The sequence below is a fragment of the Streptomyces sp. NBC_01451 genome, from assembly GCF_036227485.1.
GTDB lineage: Bacteria > Actinomycetota > Actinomycetes > Streptomycetales > Streptomycetaceae > Streptomyces.
On the sequence record NZ_CP109479.1, the window covers coordinates 9,096,690 to 9,111,007 of the forward strand.

The following is a 14,318-nucleotide window of genomic DNA, read 5'->3' on the forward strand; positions in this document are numbered from 1 at the left end:
CGCTCGGGCCGGATACCCTGACGGGATGCTTGAGAATCTTCCTCCCTGTCCGAAGTGCTCCTGTGAGTACACCTACGAGATGAACGCCCTTGTGGTGTGCCCGGAGTGCGGCCACGAATGGGTTCCCGCCGAGAGTGGCGCGGAGGGCGGTGACGCCGCTGGGGAGCGGGTTGTCAAGGACGCGGTCGGCAACGTGTTGCAGGACGGCGACACCGTGGTCGTCGTCAAGGCGCTCAAGGTCAAGGGCAGCCCCTCGGGCATCAAGGCCGGCACCAAGGTGCGCGGCATCCGACTCGTCGACGGTGTCGACGGCCACGACATCGACTGCAAGATCGACAGTTTCGGGGCGATGCAGCTCAAGTCCAGCGTGGTCAAGAAAGCCTGATCCGCGACTGGCGAGGGGCGACCGGCCCACTCCCCGACCGACAGCCGCCCCCGCTGCCCGGCCTGCCGTCATGCTCATAGGGCAATCACTCAGGCTGCAACGGGATGCTGAATTGCAAAACTTCGCAATTCATTAGATGCTGTGTCGGCTGTATCCGTCGCGGTAGCCGCGGGCACAGCCTTCATGTCTGCTCCGGGTGGGGCGCTGTCGGGAAGCCGAGGAATCCGTGTCCGTTCCGCTGTATCAGGCCAAGGCCGAGTTCTTCCGGATGCTGGGGCATCCCGTACGCATACGGGTGCTGGAGCTGTTGCAGGACGGGCCGACGCCGGTACGGAACCTGCTGGCCGCGATCGAGGTGGAGCCCTCCAGCCTGTCGCAGCAGCTTGCGGTGCTGCGCCGCTCGGGCATCGTCAGCTCGAAGCGCGAGGGATCGACGGTGGTGTACGCGCTGGCGAGCGGAGACGTCGCGGACCTGATGGGGGCCGCGCGCCGGATTCTGACCGAGATGCTCACCGGGCAGAACGAGTTGCTGGCCGAGCTGCGGGACGCCGAGGCCGTCGCGCGATGAGGATCTTCTTCGGTCGGGCCGGGGCCCGGTTCACTTCGCTGCTGCCCGGCCGTGCCGATCTGACGGAGATGCACCGGGATCCGCGCCGGGATCTGCTGGCCGGTCTCACCGTGGCGATCGTCGCGCTGCCGCTCGCGCTCGGCTTCGGCGTCTCCTCCGGCCTCGGCGCCGAGGCCGGGCTGGCGACCGCGGTCATCGCCGGTGCGCTCGCCGCGCTCTTCGGCGGGTCGAATCTGCAGGTGTCCGGGCCGACCGGTGCGATGACGGTGGTGCTGGTGCCGATCGTCGCCGAGTACGGGCCGGGCGGGGTGCTGACCGTCGGGCTGATGGCCGGCGTCATGCTCGTCACGCTGGCGGTGCTGAAGGCCGGCAAGTACATGCAGTACGTGCCCGCCCCCGTCGTCGAGGGCTTCACCCTCGGCATCGCCTGCGTGATCGCACTGCAGCAGATCCCGAACGCCCTGGGCGTACCCAAGCCCGAGGGTGACCGCGTCCTGGTGGTGACCTGGCACGCGCTTCAGGAGTTCGCGCAGCACCCGAACTGGACTGCCTCGGCCTTCGCCGTGGCGGTCGCCGCCGTCATGCTGATCGGGGCCCGCTGGCGGCCCACGATCCCCTTTTCCATCCTCGCGGTGATCGCGGCGACGACCGTGGCGCAGCTCGCCGGCCTGGATGCGGCCAAGCCGATCGGTGACCTGCCGTCCGGCCTGCCTGCGCCCTCCCTCTCCTTCCTCGACCTCGGCTCGCTCGGTACTTTGCTCGCCCCGGCGGTCGCAGTGGCTGCGCTGGCCGCTCTGGAGTCGCTGTTGTCGGCCTCGGTCGCCGACGGCATGACGGTCGGCCAGAAGCACGACCCCGACCGGGAGTTGTTCGGCCAGGGGCTGGCCAACATCGCGGCCCCGTTGTTCGGCGGTGTTCCGGCGACCGGCGCGATCGCCCGGACCGCGGTCAACGTCCGCACCGGCGCGAGTTCCCGGCTCGCCTCTCTCGTCCACGCCGCGGTCCTCGCGGTGATCGTCTTCGCGGCCGCGCCCCTCGTCTCCAGGATCCCGCTCGCCGCGCTCGCCGGTGTGCTGCTGGCCACAGCCATCCGCATGGTCGAGGTCGGCTCGCTCAAGGCGATGGCCAAGGCCACTCGCTCCGACGCGCTGATCCTCGTCCTCACCGCCGCCGCGACGCTCGCCCTCGACCTGGTGTACGCCGTGATCATCGGTCTGGTCGTCGCGGGGGCCCTGGCCCTGCGTGCGGTCGCCAGGCAGGCCCGCCTCGAAGAGGTCCCGCTCGACCGCGGTGACCACAGCGTGGAGGAGCACGCGCTGCTGGCCGAGCACATCGTGGCCTACCGGATCGACGGGCCGTTGTTCTTCGCCGCCGCCCACCGCTTCCTGCTGGAGCTGGCCGAGGTCGCCGACGTCCGCGTGATCATCCTGCGTATGTCCCGGGTCACCACCATCGACGCCACCGGCGCCCTGGTCCTCAAGGACGTGGTGGAGAAGCTGAACCGGCGCGGCATCGTCGTCATGACGTCCGGGATACGCGAAGGCCAGCGTCAGGTCCTGGATTCCGTCGGTGCGCTGGAACTGCTGCGCTTGGAGGGGCGCGAGTACGCCACCACGCCGGAAGCGATCCAGGGTGCGCGCGCTTATCTGGAGTGTGCCGGTGTGATGCCTCCGCTGCCCGCCCAGAGGTCCCGGTCCGTCAGTGAGGAAACAGAGGAAACCGTCGGATGAGCACACCGCCCGCATCGCTGCGCATGGTTGAGATCTCCGGCGCGGAGGCCCTGTGGCTGCTGGAGGGCAGCGCGCTGGGGCGGCTGGTGTACACGCAGCGGGACCTGACCGTCATCCGGCCCGGCCGGCATACGTGGGAGTACGGCCGTCTGGTGGTGCGAACTCCGGTACAGGCGGCAGCGGTCCCGCTGACGGCGACGTACCAGGTGGACGAGGTGCGTGTCGCGACCGGCACGGGCTGGACGGTGACGGTGGCCGGGCCCGCCGAGGTGATCACCGATCCGAACGAGGCCGCCCACTACCGCCGTACGCTCACCGGCTGGACGTACGGCCCCCACGACACGATCGTCCGCGTACACCCTCAGACCGTCTCCGGCTTCCGGCTGGCCCGCGGGACGGAGAGTTGATGTCCACCCGGCTGGAAGCCCTGCCCCACCGGCATGTGCTGACGCTGCCCACGATGCCGTCCGCGGTGCGCACGGCCCGGGAGACCGCCGAGCAGGCCCTGGTCGAGTGGGGCATAAGCGCGCGCCATCCCACCGTCGGCCCCGCTCTGCTGATCCTGAGCGAACTGGTCACCAACAGTGTCCGGCACGCCGCGATGCTCTCCCCGCAGATGACCGTCATCTACGCGGCGGGCGAAGGCTGTCTGGCCTTCGCCGTGCACGACCGCCACCCCTACCAGCCGCCGCTGTACGGCGCGGTCACCGATGCCGGCGGCAGCGGCCTGGCCACCGTCATGGAGCTCACCCTCGGACTGGGCGGCTCCGCGGTCGTCCGGGGCGACGCCGACGGCAAGGGCAAGAGCATCTGGATCACGCTCCCCCTCTGAAGGGCACAGGCTTACCGCGCAAGGAAGTTGACGACCTCGACCGTCGAGGGGCTCGACACCGTCGAGCAGGATCTCGGCATCCTGTCCGTCTCCGGGTGCCTGGGCCCGGACGCCGTCCACAGCTTCGCCGGTGCCACCGGCTGGGTGGTGGGACGCGGGAGCGGTCCGGTCATCGCCGATCTGACCGAGCTGCGCAGTTGGTCGGCCGAGGGGCAGACGGCGATCACCGAGGGCACGCGGGCGTCTCGCGGTGGCGGGCCGCGGCCTGGATCTGGCCGCGATCCCGGCCGACGGCTCCCTCGTTCCTGGCGGAGAGTGCCCGACCGTCCCCGTACACAGCGACAGGGTCGGCGCACTCGCCGCCCACCACACACGGCACGGCGAGCCTGCGGAGGGCTGCCACGAGTGGCAAACGACGGGCTGGCAGGCCGCAGACCAGGCGGGAGAGCGACCCCGCTGGGTTCAGCCGGGGGCAAAAGCACCGTCGCCGTCCCGTACGGGGACGACGGCGCAGGTGTCTTCCTCTGTGGCGACGGCCACGTCCGCGGCGAAGCCCGTCGCGGCCAGCTCCCGGCCGGAGGTGCTGGCGGCGACCGCGTGGGTGAGGTCGGCGGTGCCCTCGTAGGCCGCCTTTGCGGCCGTCGCCTCGGCGGACAGCGGTCCCGCGCCTTGGGCGTGCAGGTCGCGGATGAGGGCGCCGGCGCAGAGCAGGTCCTCCAGTGAGGGGCGCAGGCTGCCGTCCGGCCATCGCTCACCTGCGGCGATCACGGCCACCGGATGCTCGGGGGTGCCGTAGCCGTGGGCCATGAGCCAGCCGCCGACCGCGGTGAGGTTACGCAGACAGGCGGCGATCACCGGCACTTTCGGCGGTGCGGCTGCCGCGATGGCCGCACTGTTCGAGGACGGCAGCACCAGGCGCTCCACCAACGGGGCGGCACGCAGATGGGCCGGGGACAGCGACCAGGGACTGTCCGGAGTGACGGCGCGGCGGGCAACTGCCAGCCGCGCACCACACTGCCGGGCGTAAACGGTGGCGGCCTTCTGTGCCGCGGCCCGCTCGACCGGGGCGGTGGGACCCTCCGGAAGCCAGAACGGCAGGACCCGGATGCCCTGTTGGACGGCGACGCTCACCGCCGTGGTGAAGGACAGCACGTCCACGACGACCAGACAACCGACCTCCGCGCTGAGGCGGCCCGCTCCAGCAGGCCCCCACTCGAAACGGATCCCACTCCCGCTCTGCCCCGCCCAGACACCCATTCCCTGCCTCCTCACCCAACTCCTGTTCCGCCTGTGGTCAGTTCCGGTCGCCGGGCGGTGCGGACGCCGTGGCCCGGCCGACGGCGAAGGACAGCCGCATCATGTGGGAATACCCGCACCGTGGGCAGACGCCGTCCGCGCCGATGGCGTTGGGGCGGCACCTCAGGCGGCATGCGGGGCACTTGTACCAGGCGACCCCGGGGCCGCGCAGCGGGATGATTCTCACGCAAGCCTCCCTCACATCACGTATGAACTTGCTAATCTTAGCAATTGTTGAGGTCGTCACTGCTGGTTTCGGGTGGTCCGGTTCTCGTGCGCGGATTCGGCGTGGCCGTCGCCGCACGTGAGGATGGGTCCCATGTTGTTGACGAGTAGGTGGATGCGATGGGCCGAGGACCGGCCGGTGCGGCCGGACTGCTGTCCCGGGGAGGCGACGGCACGATGAGCACGCCGCTGTACCAACTGAAGGCCGAGTTCTTCAAGACGATCGGCCACCCGGCCCGCATCCGGGTGCTGGAGCTGCTGAGCGAGCGCGAGCACGCGGTGGCGGAGATGCTGCCCGAGGTGGGCATCGAGCCGGCGCACCTGTCGCAGCAGCTCGCGGTGCTGCGCCGGGCGAACCTGGTGGTGACCCGCAAGGAGGGCTCGACCGTGTACTACTCGCTGACCAGCCCGCACATCGCCGAGCTGCTCAGGGTTGCCCGCACCATCCTGTCCGGGGTGCTGGCCGGGCAGGCCGAACTGCTCGCCGATCTGCGGGCCGCCCAGACGGAGGCGAAACCGCCGTCCTAGCGACGGCTCCCAAGCGGTGGCCGTCTCCCGGGAGTTGACAGCGCTCTGTGGTGCGGGAGGCGGCCGCCTTGACCCTGCGGATCCCGGCCCGTCGAGAACTGACAATTCTACGCGAACTTTGCAAGACATGGGAAAAGTGACGTAACTCCGGCTTCGGGAGAACCCGTTAGCCACCTGCGGGAAGCAAGTCCTCACCAGCGACGGGAGAGGGGCGGTCAATGAGTCTGCTGCGCAAGATCCACGACACCGGGCGGGTGGCCGAGCCCGCCCCACCCAGGCCGGAGGGCGAACAGCCGCCCGCAGCCAAGGAGTTCGGCGGCTCGGTGCAGGTGCGCTGCGTGGACGCCGGCTCCTGCAACGGCTGTGAGATCGAGATCGCCGGCGCCTTCAATCCGGTCTACGACGCCGAGCGGTACGGGGCCCGGCTGGTGGCCTCGCCCCGGCACGCTGACGTGGCGCTGGTGACCGGGCCGGTGACCCGGAACATGGCCGAGCCGCTGCGGCGCACGGTCGCCGCGATGCCCGAGCCACGGCTGGTGGTCGCGGTCGGCGACTGCGCGATCAACTGCGGTGAGTTCGCGGGTGGCTACGGCGTCGAGGGCGCCGTCTGCGATGTCGTTCCGGTGGATCTGGCGGTGCCCGGATGTCCGCCTCGGCCGGACGAGATCGTGGCGGCGCTGCGGAGGGTGACCGGCCGGTGAGCACGATCCCGGCCGCCCTCGCGACGGCCACCGGACTCGGCGTGGCGGGTGGGGCGGCCTTGCTGGTCCTGCCGCAGCGGGTGCGCGGCGGGGTGGCGGGGATGTTGACGGCGGGTGTGGGGGTGGCCGGTGGCACGGCGGGTGTGGCTGCACTGGGCGGAAGCCGCTGGTCGGCCCAGGTATCCGGGCTGCTCCCGCTGGCCGGGGCGCACTTCGAGGTGGACGCCCTGTCCGGACTGTTCATGGCGGTCGCCGGAGCCGTGGTGGCGGCGGTGGCCGTCTACGGCATCGGCTATGTGGCCGGGCACGGCCCGCACGGCCTCGGCTCGCGGGGCGGGCAGGCGGCCCTGCCGCTGTTCGCACTGACCCTGCTGACGGTGCCGACAGCGGCCTCGGTGTCGACGTTCCTGCTGCTGTGGGAGCTGATGGCGCTCACCTCGCTGCTGCTCGTCCTGGCCGAGCACCGCGCCCGGCCCGCCGTACGGGAAGCGGCACTCTGGTACGCGGTGATGACCCACCTGGGGCTCGTCCTGCTGCTCGCGGGACTGTCCGTGTACGCCGCTCAGGCCGGGGGTGAGACTTTCGCCGCCCTGCGTACCGGCATGGCGGGCATGTCGCCGACCGTGCGCGGGCTCGTCTTCGTGCTGACGGCGGTGGCGTTCACGTCGAAGGCGGGCCTGGTGCCGCTGCACGCCTGGCTGCCCCGCGCGCACCCCGAAGCGCCCAGCGCCGTCTCGGCGTTGATGAGCGCGGCCATGGTCAACCTCGGGATCTACGGCCTCGTTCGCGTCGGCTTCGATCTGCTGGGCGGGGGACCGGCCTGGTGGTGGCTGCTGGTGATGGCCATGGGCGGACTGTCAGCGGTCTACGGGATCCTGCAGGCCGCCATGGCCTCGGACCTGAAGCGGCTGCTGGCCTACTCGACCAGCGAGAACATGGGTCTCGTGGTGCTCGGCGTGGGCGCGGCCGGGCTGTTCGCCCACGCCGGGAACGACGCACTGGCCGCTCTGGCGCTGGCGGCCGCGCTGCTGCACGTGGTCAACCACGCGGCGTTCAAGGCCCTGCTGTTCACCGCGGCGGGTTCGGTGCTGCGCGCGGTCGGCGAGCGGAACCTGGATCTGCTGGGCGGGCTGCGGGCGCGGATGCCGGTCACGGCGGGACTGTTCGCGGTCGGTGCGCTGGGCGCGGTGGCGCTGCCGCCCGGGAACGGGTTCATCAGCGAGTGGCTGATGCTGCAGTCGATGATCCACGGGCTGGCCGTGCCCGGCGTGACCACGGCGATCGTGCTTCCGCTGGCGGTGGCGGTGATCGCGCTGTCGGCGGGGCTTGCGGCGGCGGTGTTCGTCAAGGCGCTCGGCGTGGGCTTCTTCGCCCGGCCGCGCGGCGAACAGGCCGCAGTGGCCGAGGAGTCGCCGCGGCTCATGCTGGCCGGGATGGGCCTGCTCGCCGCCCTGTGCGCGGCCCTGGCCCTGGTGCCGGGGCTGCTGGCCGACGGCCTGGACCGCGCGGTGGAGGCGGCCGGGCACACCGGGACACGGCCGGTCACGGGCGGCGGGCTGCGGGTGCGCCTGGACGAGGTGTCCGCCGTGCTCTCCCCTCTGTGGATCCTCGCGGCACTGGTGGTGGCGCTGGGCGCGGTCATGGCGACCGTGCGGTGGGCGTCGCGGCACCGGCGGCGGCGTACGCGGGCCAGGTTGTGGGACTGCGGGGGCGGGGCGCCGACGCCGCGCATGGCCTACACGGCCACCTCGTTCGCCGAGCCGCTGCAGCGGGTCTTCGACGACGTGCTCGCCCCGGAGCAGGACGTGGACGTCACGCCGGTGCGCGAGTCGGCGTATCTCGTGGAGCGGGTGGCCTTCCGCAACCGGGTGCCCGACCGGATCGAGCACCGCCTCTACCGGCCGGTCCTCGGTCTGCTGGCTGCCGCCGGGCAGTCGGCGCGCCGACTGGCGGGCGGCAGCGTGCACGTCTATCTCGGCTACGGCTTCTTCGGGCTGGTAGCTCTGCTGGTGGTGTTGGTGGTGGGCTGGTGAACACGGTCGGATACGCGGCGATCGCCCTCCAGATGGGCGCGGTGGCGGCAGGCGCACCCCTGCTGACCGGTCTGATGCGGCAGACCCGGGCACGCCTGGAGGGCCGGGCCGGGCCCGGGGTGCTGCAGCCGTGGCGTGACGTGCGCAAACTGCTGCGCAAGGAACCGATCACGCCGGTCGGCACCGGGCCGGCGTTCAGGTGGGCGCCACTGGTGCTGGTGGCCACCTCGCTGGTGCTTGCCGTACTGGTGCCGCTGATCTCCACCGACACGCCGGTGCGGGGCCGGGCGGACCTGATCGTGGTGGTGGCGCTGCTGGCGCTGGGCACGATGGCGCTGGCGCTCGCGGGCCTGGACACCGGCACCGCGTTCGGCGGCATGGGCGCCTCCCGGGAGATGACCATCGCCGCACTGGTCGAGCCGACCATCCTGATGGCGGTGTTCGCGCTGTCGATACCGGCCGGGTCGACCAACCTGCCCGTCATCGTCGCCGGCGCCGCCGACCAGCCCGCCCGCCTCACCTCCCCGGCCGGGCTGCTGGCGATTGCCGCGCTCGCGGTGGCGGTGCTGGCCGAGAGCGGCCGGCTGCCGGTGGACAATCCCTCGACCCACCTGGAGCTGACCATGGTCCACGAGGCCATGGTCCTGGAGTACGCGGGCCCGGATCTGGCGTTGGTCGAGTTCGGCGCCCAGGTGCGACTGACCGTGCTGCTGGGCCTGCTGGCCTCGCTGTTCGCCCCATGGGGGATCGCCGCCACTGCCTCACTCGCGGCCGTGCTGCTTGCTCTGGTGCTCGTCGTGCTCAAGGTGATGGCGCTGGGGATGGCGCTGGCGGCGGCCGAGGTGTTCTGGGCCAAGCTCCGGCTGTTCCGCGTGCCCGAACTCCTCGCCGGTTCCTTCCTGCTGGCGCTGCTCGCGGTGACGGCCTCGTACTTCCTCGGCGGAGAAGGGGGACAGTGATGAGCGAGGGTCTGTTCACCCAGCTGCTCGACCTGGCCTGCGGGGCGTTCCTGCTGGCCGCCGTGGTCGTGTTGTGGCGGCGCGAACTCGCCGCGATCGTCCGGCTCTTCGCCCTCCAGGGCGTCGCACTCGCGGCGATCGCCCTACTGCTGGGACTGCACGAGAACCGGTGGGGCCTGATCGTGGTGGCGGTGGGGATCGGGGTGCTGCGGGCCGGCCTGCTGCCGTACCTGATCCGCCGCGCCCTCAGATCGTTCGTCGCCGAGCGGGACGGCGGGCCCGGCGGACACGGCTGGAGCGAGGAGGCACGCGAGACCCAGCCGCTGGTCAACGTCGCCGCCTCACTGCTGACCGCCGCCGCGCTGACCCTTCTCGCCTACGCCGTCGCCCGCCCTCTGGTCGAACTGGATCCGACTCCCGCCACCCGCGCGCTGCCGGTCGGCCTGGCCGTCGTGCTGATCGGCTTCTTCGTCCTGGTCACCCGGCGCCGCGCGCTGGCCCAGGTGGTCGGCTTCCTGCTGCTGGACAACGGCATCACCGCGACCGCCTTCCTGGCCGCCTCCGGGGTGCCGCTGATCGTCGAACTCGGAGTCTCCTTCGACGTGCTGCTCGCCGTCCTGGTCCTGCAGGTACTCACCGTGCGGGTGCGGGAGGCGTTCGGCACCACCGACATCGACGACCTGCGGGAGCTGCACGACTGATGACCGCCGCCACCGCGCTGTTCCTCACCGCGCCCGCCGCCGTACCGCTGGTCGTGGCCGCCGGGTACGCGCTCACCGGGTTCGCCAGGCGTGAGCTGCCCCGCGGGCTGCCGACGGTACGGCGGGCGGAAAGGAGCCGTCCACAACATGCGGAGAAAGCCGCTCCGGTCACTGTCCAAGGCGCCACGAGCATCCCGCCCAGGGGAAAAGGGGCAGACCCCTCCCCACCCGGGGAGTCGGCTGTTGCCTCCTCGGAGCGGGCACGCCACCCGTCCGACTGGGCCGCAGTGGCCTCCCCGACGGTGATCCTCACCTGCGCGGCACTGCTGGCCGCGGATCGCGTCGACGGCGGGTCCGTGTCCGCGTACTCCGGACTGCTGCGTGCCGACGCGCTGACGGCCTGGATGCTGCTGGTCGTCGGCGCCGTCGCCTTCATCGCCTGTGCCTCGGCGCCCGCACATCTGGCGGCGGAGCGGGCCGCCGGGAGCGCGACGGCGTGGACCGTGTGGCGCTACCACATGCTGGTCCAGACGTTCCTCGGCGCGATGTGCCTGGCCGTGGTGAGCGCGAACCTCGGCGTGCTGTGGGTGGCCATCGAGGCGACCACCGTCGTCACAGCGTTCCTCGTCGGCCACCGCCGCACCCGCACCTCCGTCGAGGCCGCGTGGAAGTACGTGGTGATCTGCTCGGCCGGCATCGCGCTCGCCTTCCTGGGCACCGTGCTCCTCTATTACGCGGCCCGGCAGGCCGGAATCTCCGAGGCGTGGGCGCTGGACTGGCCCACTCTGGTGGCCCGTGCGGACCGGCTCGACCCGGCGGTCACCCGGCTCGGCATCAGCCTGGTGATCCTCGGATACGGCGCCAAGGCGGGCCTGGTGCCGCTGCACGCCTGGCTGCCCGACGCGCACAGCCAGGCCCCGGCCCCGGTTTCCGCGCTGATGTCCGGGGTGCTGCTGGCGGTCGCCTTGGCCGCGATCCTGCGCTACCGCGTCATCGCCGATGCCGCCCTGGGTGCGGGCTTCACCCGCGTCCTGCTGGCCGGCATCGCGCTGCTCACACTGGCGCTCGCCGCGGGCCTGCTGCTGGCCCAACGGGACTACAAGCGGATGCTGGCCTACTCCAGCATGGAGCACATGAGCCTGATCGCCCTCGCCGCGGCGATCGGGAGCCCGCTCGCCCTGGCGGCCGGCCTGCTGCACATCGCCGGGCACGGCCTGGCCAAGGGCACCGCGTTCTGCGCGTCGGGCCGCATCCTGCGGCTACGGGGCACGTCGAAGATCGGACGCGTCCGTGGGCTGCTCGCCCAATCACCCTGGCTGGGCGCGTTGTTCGGGCTGGCAGTGGTGGCGCTGCTGGGGTTCCCGCCGTTCAGCCTCTTCGCCTCCGAACTGGGCATCGCCCGCGCCGGATTCGCCGCCGGAGCCGGGCTGGGCTGGGTCACGGCCGCCGCCCTCCTGCTGGTCCTGATCGCCTTCGCGGCGCTGGCCACCCGCACGGCGCGGATGCTGCTCGGCCCCGCGGAGCCATCCGGGGAAAGCCCATCCGCCCTGTGGCCGCTGGTTCTCGGCCTCATGGCCTGCGCCGCCATCGGCATCGCCACCGGCCCGCTGGGCGACCTGCTCACCCAGGCCGCCGCCGTCATCGAAAGGCCCTGACCGATGCGCACCGTGCAGGACGTCCCCGCCGCCGAACTGCCCAAGCGGGCCGAGTCGCTGCTGCGCGACGGACATCGTCTCGCCCTGATCGCCGCCCACCACGACGCAGACGCCGTACGTCTCGTCCACCTCTTCGTCTCCGGGCCGCCCGACACCCGCATCGAACTCCACGTGCGCCTCGACCCGGCCCGCCCCGAGATGCCCAGCCTGGCCCATCTCTCCTTTCCCGCCGGCCGGTTCGAACGCGAGATGCACGACCTGCACGGCATCGTCCCCCTCGACCACCCGCAACCGCGCCGCCTGGTACGCCACTTCCACTGGCCGCGCGGCTGGTACCCGATGCATCCCGACGCCGGCAACCCGCCCGCCTTCGGCGAACAGGAAGGGCCCTACCCCTTCCTTGAGGTCACGGGCGACGGCGTCTACGAGATCCCCGTCGGCCCCGTGCACGCCGGGATCATCGAACCCGGCCACTTCCGGTTCTCCGTCGTCGGCGAGACCATCCTCAAACTCAAGGCCCGCCTCTGGTTCGTGCACAAGGGCATCGAGAAGCTCTTCCAGGGCCGCAGTATCGTGGGCGGGCTGCCGCTGGCCGAGCGCATCAGCGGCGACACCGCCGTCGGCCACGCCCTCGCCTACTGCCTCGCCGTCGAGGAGGCCACCGGCACGGCCGTCCCCGAACAGGCCCAGTGCGCCCGCGCCCTACTCCTCGAACTCGAACGCCTCCACAACCACGTCGCCGACCTCGGCATGCTCTGCAACGACGTCGGACACGGCATCCTCAACGCCCACGCCCAGCGGGTGCGCGAACGCCTCCTGCGTCTCAACCACACGGTGACCGGGCACCGGTTGCTGCGCGGCGGCGTCGTCCCCGGCGGCAGCGCCCTGCACCACCTGCCCAGCCGCACCCAGTTGGAGGCGATCGGCGACGACATCCACGAGATCGTCAGACTGGCGCTGGGCCACTCCACCGTCCATGACCGCTTCACCGGCACCGCGATCCTGCCCGCCGAAGCCGCCCGCGACATCGGCTGCCTGGGCTACGTCGCCCGCGCCAGCGGCCTCGCCCAGGACGCCCGCATCGCCCACCCCTTCGCCCCGCACGGGCAACCGGCCGAAGTCCCCGTGCACACCAGCGGCGACGTCCTGGCCCGCTTCATCGTCCGCGCCGAGGAGATCGACACAGCACTCACGCTGATCCGGGAACTCCTCGACTGTGCGGAGAGCGGCGTGGTGCTCGGGCACGCCGCCACTCCCGGGGAGGGTCCCCGCAGCGGTGTCGGTCTCGTCGAGGGCTGGCGCGGCACCATCGCCACCCGCGTCGAACTCGCCGCCGACAACACCCTCAAGCGGGTCAAGCCGGTTGACCCGTCGTTCTTCAACTGGCCCGCGCTGCCGGTCGCGTTGAACGGCACGATCGTCCCCGACTTCCCGCTGACCAACAAGAGCTTCAATCTCTCCTACGCGGGCAACGACCTGTGACCATGTGACCGTTCAGGAGCCTGTTTCGCCGCGCACCAGCCGGTAGCCGGTCACGAGGTCGGCCCGGATCCGCACCACATGCTCCATGTCCGCCTCCACCCAGGACGTGAGCGCGGCCTGGTAGCGGGCCAGTTCGGCGGGATCGGAGACCGGGGACGCGGTGCCGGTGACCACCACACTCCAGCCGGTCCGCGTGACGGGGTCGAGATCGTCTGCCTCGTACGCCACGACCGCCGACAGCGCGTCACGGCCGAGCAGCGCCATCCCGGTGTGGGTACGGATGACGATGTCGCCGCTTGCTTCAACGAGGTGGTTGACGGGGCGAATCGCTGGCAGCGCCTGGTGGGAGAAGACCACGCGGCCGAACGGCGCCTCGGCCAACAGGGCCAGTGCCTCTACCGGGTCCATGGGGACGAGGCGGCTCCGCGATGGTTCGACAGCCGTCATGGTTCCTCTCCGTACAGGGTCACGGGTCCGATGCCCTCCCGCCACAGTGCCGTCTCACCGTTCCCCGTTGAACAACATGGCCACATCCGTACAAAGATGGACGCAAGGGTCATCCTGCCCCGCCATTGGGTGATCGTCTCTTGTGCCGGTCGGTTCCTCGGCTACTTGTGCTGGCCGAGGTAGAAGAGCAGCATCACCCATCCGGCGATGATGTGTGTACCGAAGATGTAGAAGCCCGCCCGGATCATGACCCCGCGCTCGATCCAACCGTCCCGGTCTCTGGCCTTGGCTTTCTTCTTGCCCTTCGGCCGGTGGGCCGTCTGGTCACTCACGTGCCGTCTCCCTTCATCCTGCGATCTCCACGGACTTCCATCGATGGAACCGATTGCTACGACGGCATACGGAACCGGACCAGGACGACCTTGCCTTCACGGTCGACGGTCAGTTTCGCGCCGATGCCGCCCTCGTACTCGGCGGCCAACTCGGCCACCAAGCGCAGCCCCGTACCCATCTCACCGGGTCCCAGGAGGGGAAGCCGGGGTTCGGCGTCAGCGACGCCCACGACGAGATGCCCCGCTCCGACCGTGAGCTCCACGTCGGCGACCGGGCAGCGCGGCGCGTGCCGCAGCACGTTCGCGACCAGTTCACTGACCACGAGCAGCACCGCGTCGGCAAACGCGGAACCCGCCACGACGCCGACCTCGGCCAGGCCCTCGGTCACTGCCTCGCGAGCCCGTGTCACCGCCTCCGGCGCCATCTCGACAGACACGCAGTAC

At 71.4% G+C, this 14,318-nt stretch carries 18 protein-coding genes; 12 read left to right on the forward strand and 6 right to left on the reverse strand.

Annotated features, from left to right (window positions below; genetic code table 11):
* Positions 1 to 25 precede the first annotated feature (25 nt).
* The 5 genes from OG595_RS40115 to OG595_RS40135 all read left to right on the forward strand — a co-directional run bounded on the left by OG595_RS40115 (position 26) and on the right by OG595_RS40135 (position 3,515).
* Positions 26 to 385: a zinc ribbon domain-containing protein YjdM gene (locus OG595_RS40115; protein ID WP_329280947.1), complete on the forward strand. Its 360-nt coding sequence runs from the start codon at positions 26 to 28 to the stop codon at positions 383 to 385.
* 226 nt (positions 386 to 611) lie between these two features.
* A complete protein-coding gene (locus OG595_RS40120; protein WP_329280949.1) occupies positions 612 to 953 on the forward strand; it encodes an ArsR/SmtB family transcription factor in 342 nt (113 codons plus the stop codon).
* Entirely contained in the window at positions 950 to 2,683 is a 1,734-nt protein-coding gene (locus OG595_RS40125; protein WP_329280951.1) for a SulP family inorganic anion transporter, read from the forward strand. Before OG595_RS40120 ends, OG595_RS40125 begins: the two co-directional genes overlap by 4 nt.
* Positions 2,680 to 3,090, forward strand: a complete 411-nt coding sequence (locus tag OG595_RS40130; RefSeq protein ID WP_329280952.1) for a pyridoxamine 5'-phosphate oxidase family protein — start codon at positions 2,680 to 2,682, stop codon at positions 3,088 to 3,090. The genes OG595_RS40125 and OG595_RS40130 overlap by 4 nt, the downstream gene beginning before the upstream one ends.
* Positions 3,090 to 3,515 carry an ATP-binding protein gene (locus tag OG595_RS40135; RefSeq protein WP_329280954.1) on the forward strand — a complete coding sequence of 142 codons (426 nt, stop codon included), beginning with the start codon at positions 3,090 to 3,092 and terminating at the stop codon, positions 3,513 to 3,515. Before OG595_RS40130 ends, OG595_RS40135 begins: the two co-directional genes overlap by 1 nt.
* 11 nt (positions 3,516 to 3,526) lie before the next feature.
* Here the strand turns inward: OG595_RS40135 and OG595_RS40140 are convergent, their stop codons facing one another.
* The 3 genes from OG595_RS40140 to OG595_RS40150 form a co-directional block, all read right to left on the reverse strand.
* On the reverse strand, positions 3,527 to 3,751 hold the full coding sequence (locus tag OG595_RS40140) for a hypothetical protein (RefSeq protein WP_329280956.1): 225 nt from the start codon (positions 3,749 to 3,751) through the stop codon (positions 3,527 to 3,529).
* Between the two features lie 226 nt (positions 3,752 to 3,977).
* Positions 3,978 to 4,772 (reverse strand): 2-phosphosulfolactate phosphatase, encoded by a 795-nt coding sequence (locus OG595_RS40145; protein ID WP_329280958.1) that lies wholly within the window; start codon positions 4,770 to 4,772, stop codon positions 3,978 to 3,980.
* 37 nt (positions 4,773 to 4,809) lie between these two features.
* The gene (locus OG595_RS40150) at positions 4,810 to 4,998 is read right to left on the reverse strand and encodes a hypothetical protein (protein ID WP_329280960.1); all 189 of its coding nucleotides are present in this window, start codon (positions 4,996 to 4,998) and stop codon (positions 4,810 to 4,812) included.
* A gap of 215 nt (positions 4,999 to 5,213) precedes the next feature.
* Here OG595_RS40150 and OG595_RS40155 point away from each other — a divergent pair, with 215 nt between their 5' ends.
* From OG595_RS40155 to OG595_RS40185, 7 genes are all read left to right on the forward strand, one after another.
* Positions 5,214 to 5,564 carry an ArsR/SmtB family transcription factor gene (locus OG595_RS40155; RefSeq protein ID WP_329283570.1) on the forward strand — a complete coding sequence of 117 codons (351 nt, stop codon included), beginning with the start codon at positions 5,214 to 5,216 and terminating at the stop codon, positions 5,562 to 5,564.
* A gap of 218 nt (positions 5,565 to 5,782) precedes the next feature.
* The gene (locus OG595_RS40160; protein WP_329280962.1) at positions 5,783 to 6,265 is read left to right on the forward strand and encodes an NADH-quinone oxidoreductase subunit B family protein; all 483 of its coding nucleotides are present in this window, start codon (positions 5,783 to 5,785) and stop codon (positions 6,263 to 6,265) included.
* Positions 6,262 to 8,298: a proton-conducting transporter transmembrane domain-containing protein gene (locus OG595_RS40165; RefSeq protein WP_329280964.1), complete on the forward strand. Its 2,037-nt coding sequence runs from the start codon at positions 6,262 to 6,264 to the stop codon at positions 8,296 to 8,298. Before OG595_RS40160 ends, OG595_RS40165 begins: the two co-directional genes overlap by 4 nt.
* Complete coding sequence (locus OG595_RS40170; RefSeq protein ID WP_329280966.1) at positions 8,295 to 9,257, forward strand: respiratory chain complex I subunit 1 family protein; 963 nt, start codon at positions 8,295 to 8,297, stop codon at positions 9,255 to 9,257. Before OG595_RS40165 ends, OG595_RS40170 begins: the two co-directional genes overlap by 4 nt.
* A complete protein-coding gene (locus OG595_RS40175; protein ID WP_329280968.1) occupies positions 9,257 to 9,958 on the forward strand; it encodes a hypothetical protein in 702 nt (233 codons plus the stop codon). The genes OG595_RS40170 and OG595_RS40175 overlap by 1 nt, the downstream gene beginning before the upstream one ends.
* Entirely contained in the window at positions 9,958 to 11,613 is a 1,656-nt protein-coding gene (locus OG595_RS40180) for a proton-conducting transporter transmembrane domain-containing protein (RefSeq protein ID WP_329280970.1), read from the forward strand. The genes OG595_RS40175 and OG595_RS40180 overlap by 1 nt, the downstream gene beginning before the upstream one ends.
* Before the next feature lie 3 nt (positions 11,614 to 11,616).
* Positions 11,617 to 13,095, forward strand: coding sequence for a hydrogenase large subunit (locus OG595_RS40185; protein ID WP_329280972.1), 1,479 nt, complete (start codon positions 11,617 to 11,619; stop codon positions 13,093 to 13,095).
* A gap of 12 nt (positions 13,096 to 13,107) precedes the next feature.
* Here the strand turns inward: OG595_RS40185 and OG595_RS40190 are convergent, their stop codons facing one another.
* The 3 genes from OG595_RS40190 to OG595_RS40200 form a co-directional block, all read right to left on the reverse strand.
* Positions 13,108 to 13,542, reverse strand: a complete 435-nt coding sequence (locus OG595_RS40190) for a pyridoxamine 5'-phosphate oxidase family protein (RefSeq protein WP_329280974.1) — start codon at positions 13,540 to 13,542, stop codon at positions 13,108 to 13,110.
* A 161-nt stretch (positions 13,543 to 13,703) separates the two neighbouring features.
* A complete protein-coding gene (locus OG595_RS40195) occupies positions 13,704 to 13,874 on the reverse strand; it encodes a DUF6126 family protein (RefSeq protein WP_329280976.1) in 171 nt (56 codons plus the stop codon).
* 56 nt (positions 13,875 to 13,930) lie between these two features.
* A complete protein-coding gene (locus tag OG595_RS40200) occupies positions 13,931 to 14,311 on the reverse strand; it encodes an ATP-binding protein (RefSeq protein ID WP_329280979.1) in 381 nt (126 codons plus the stop codon).
* Positions 14,312 to 14,318: the final 7 nt, after the last annotated feature.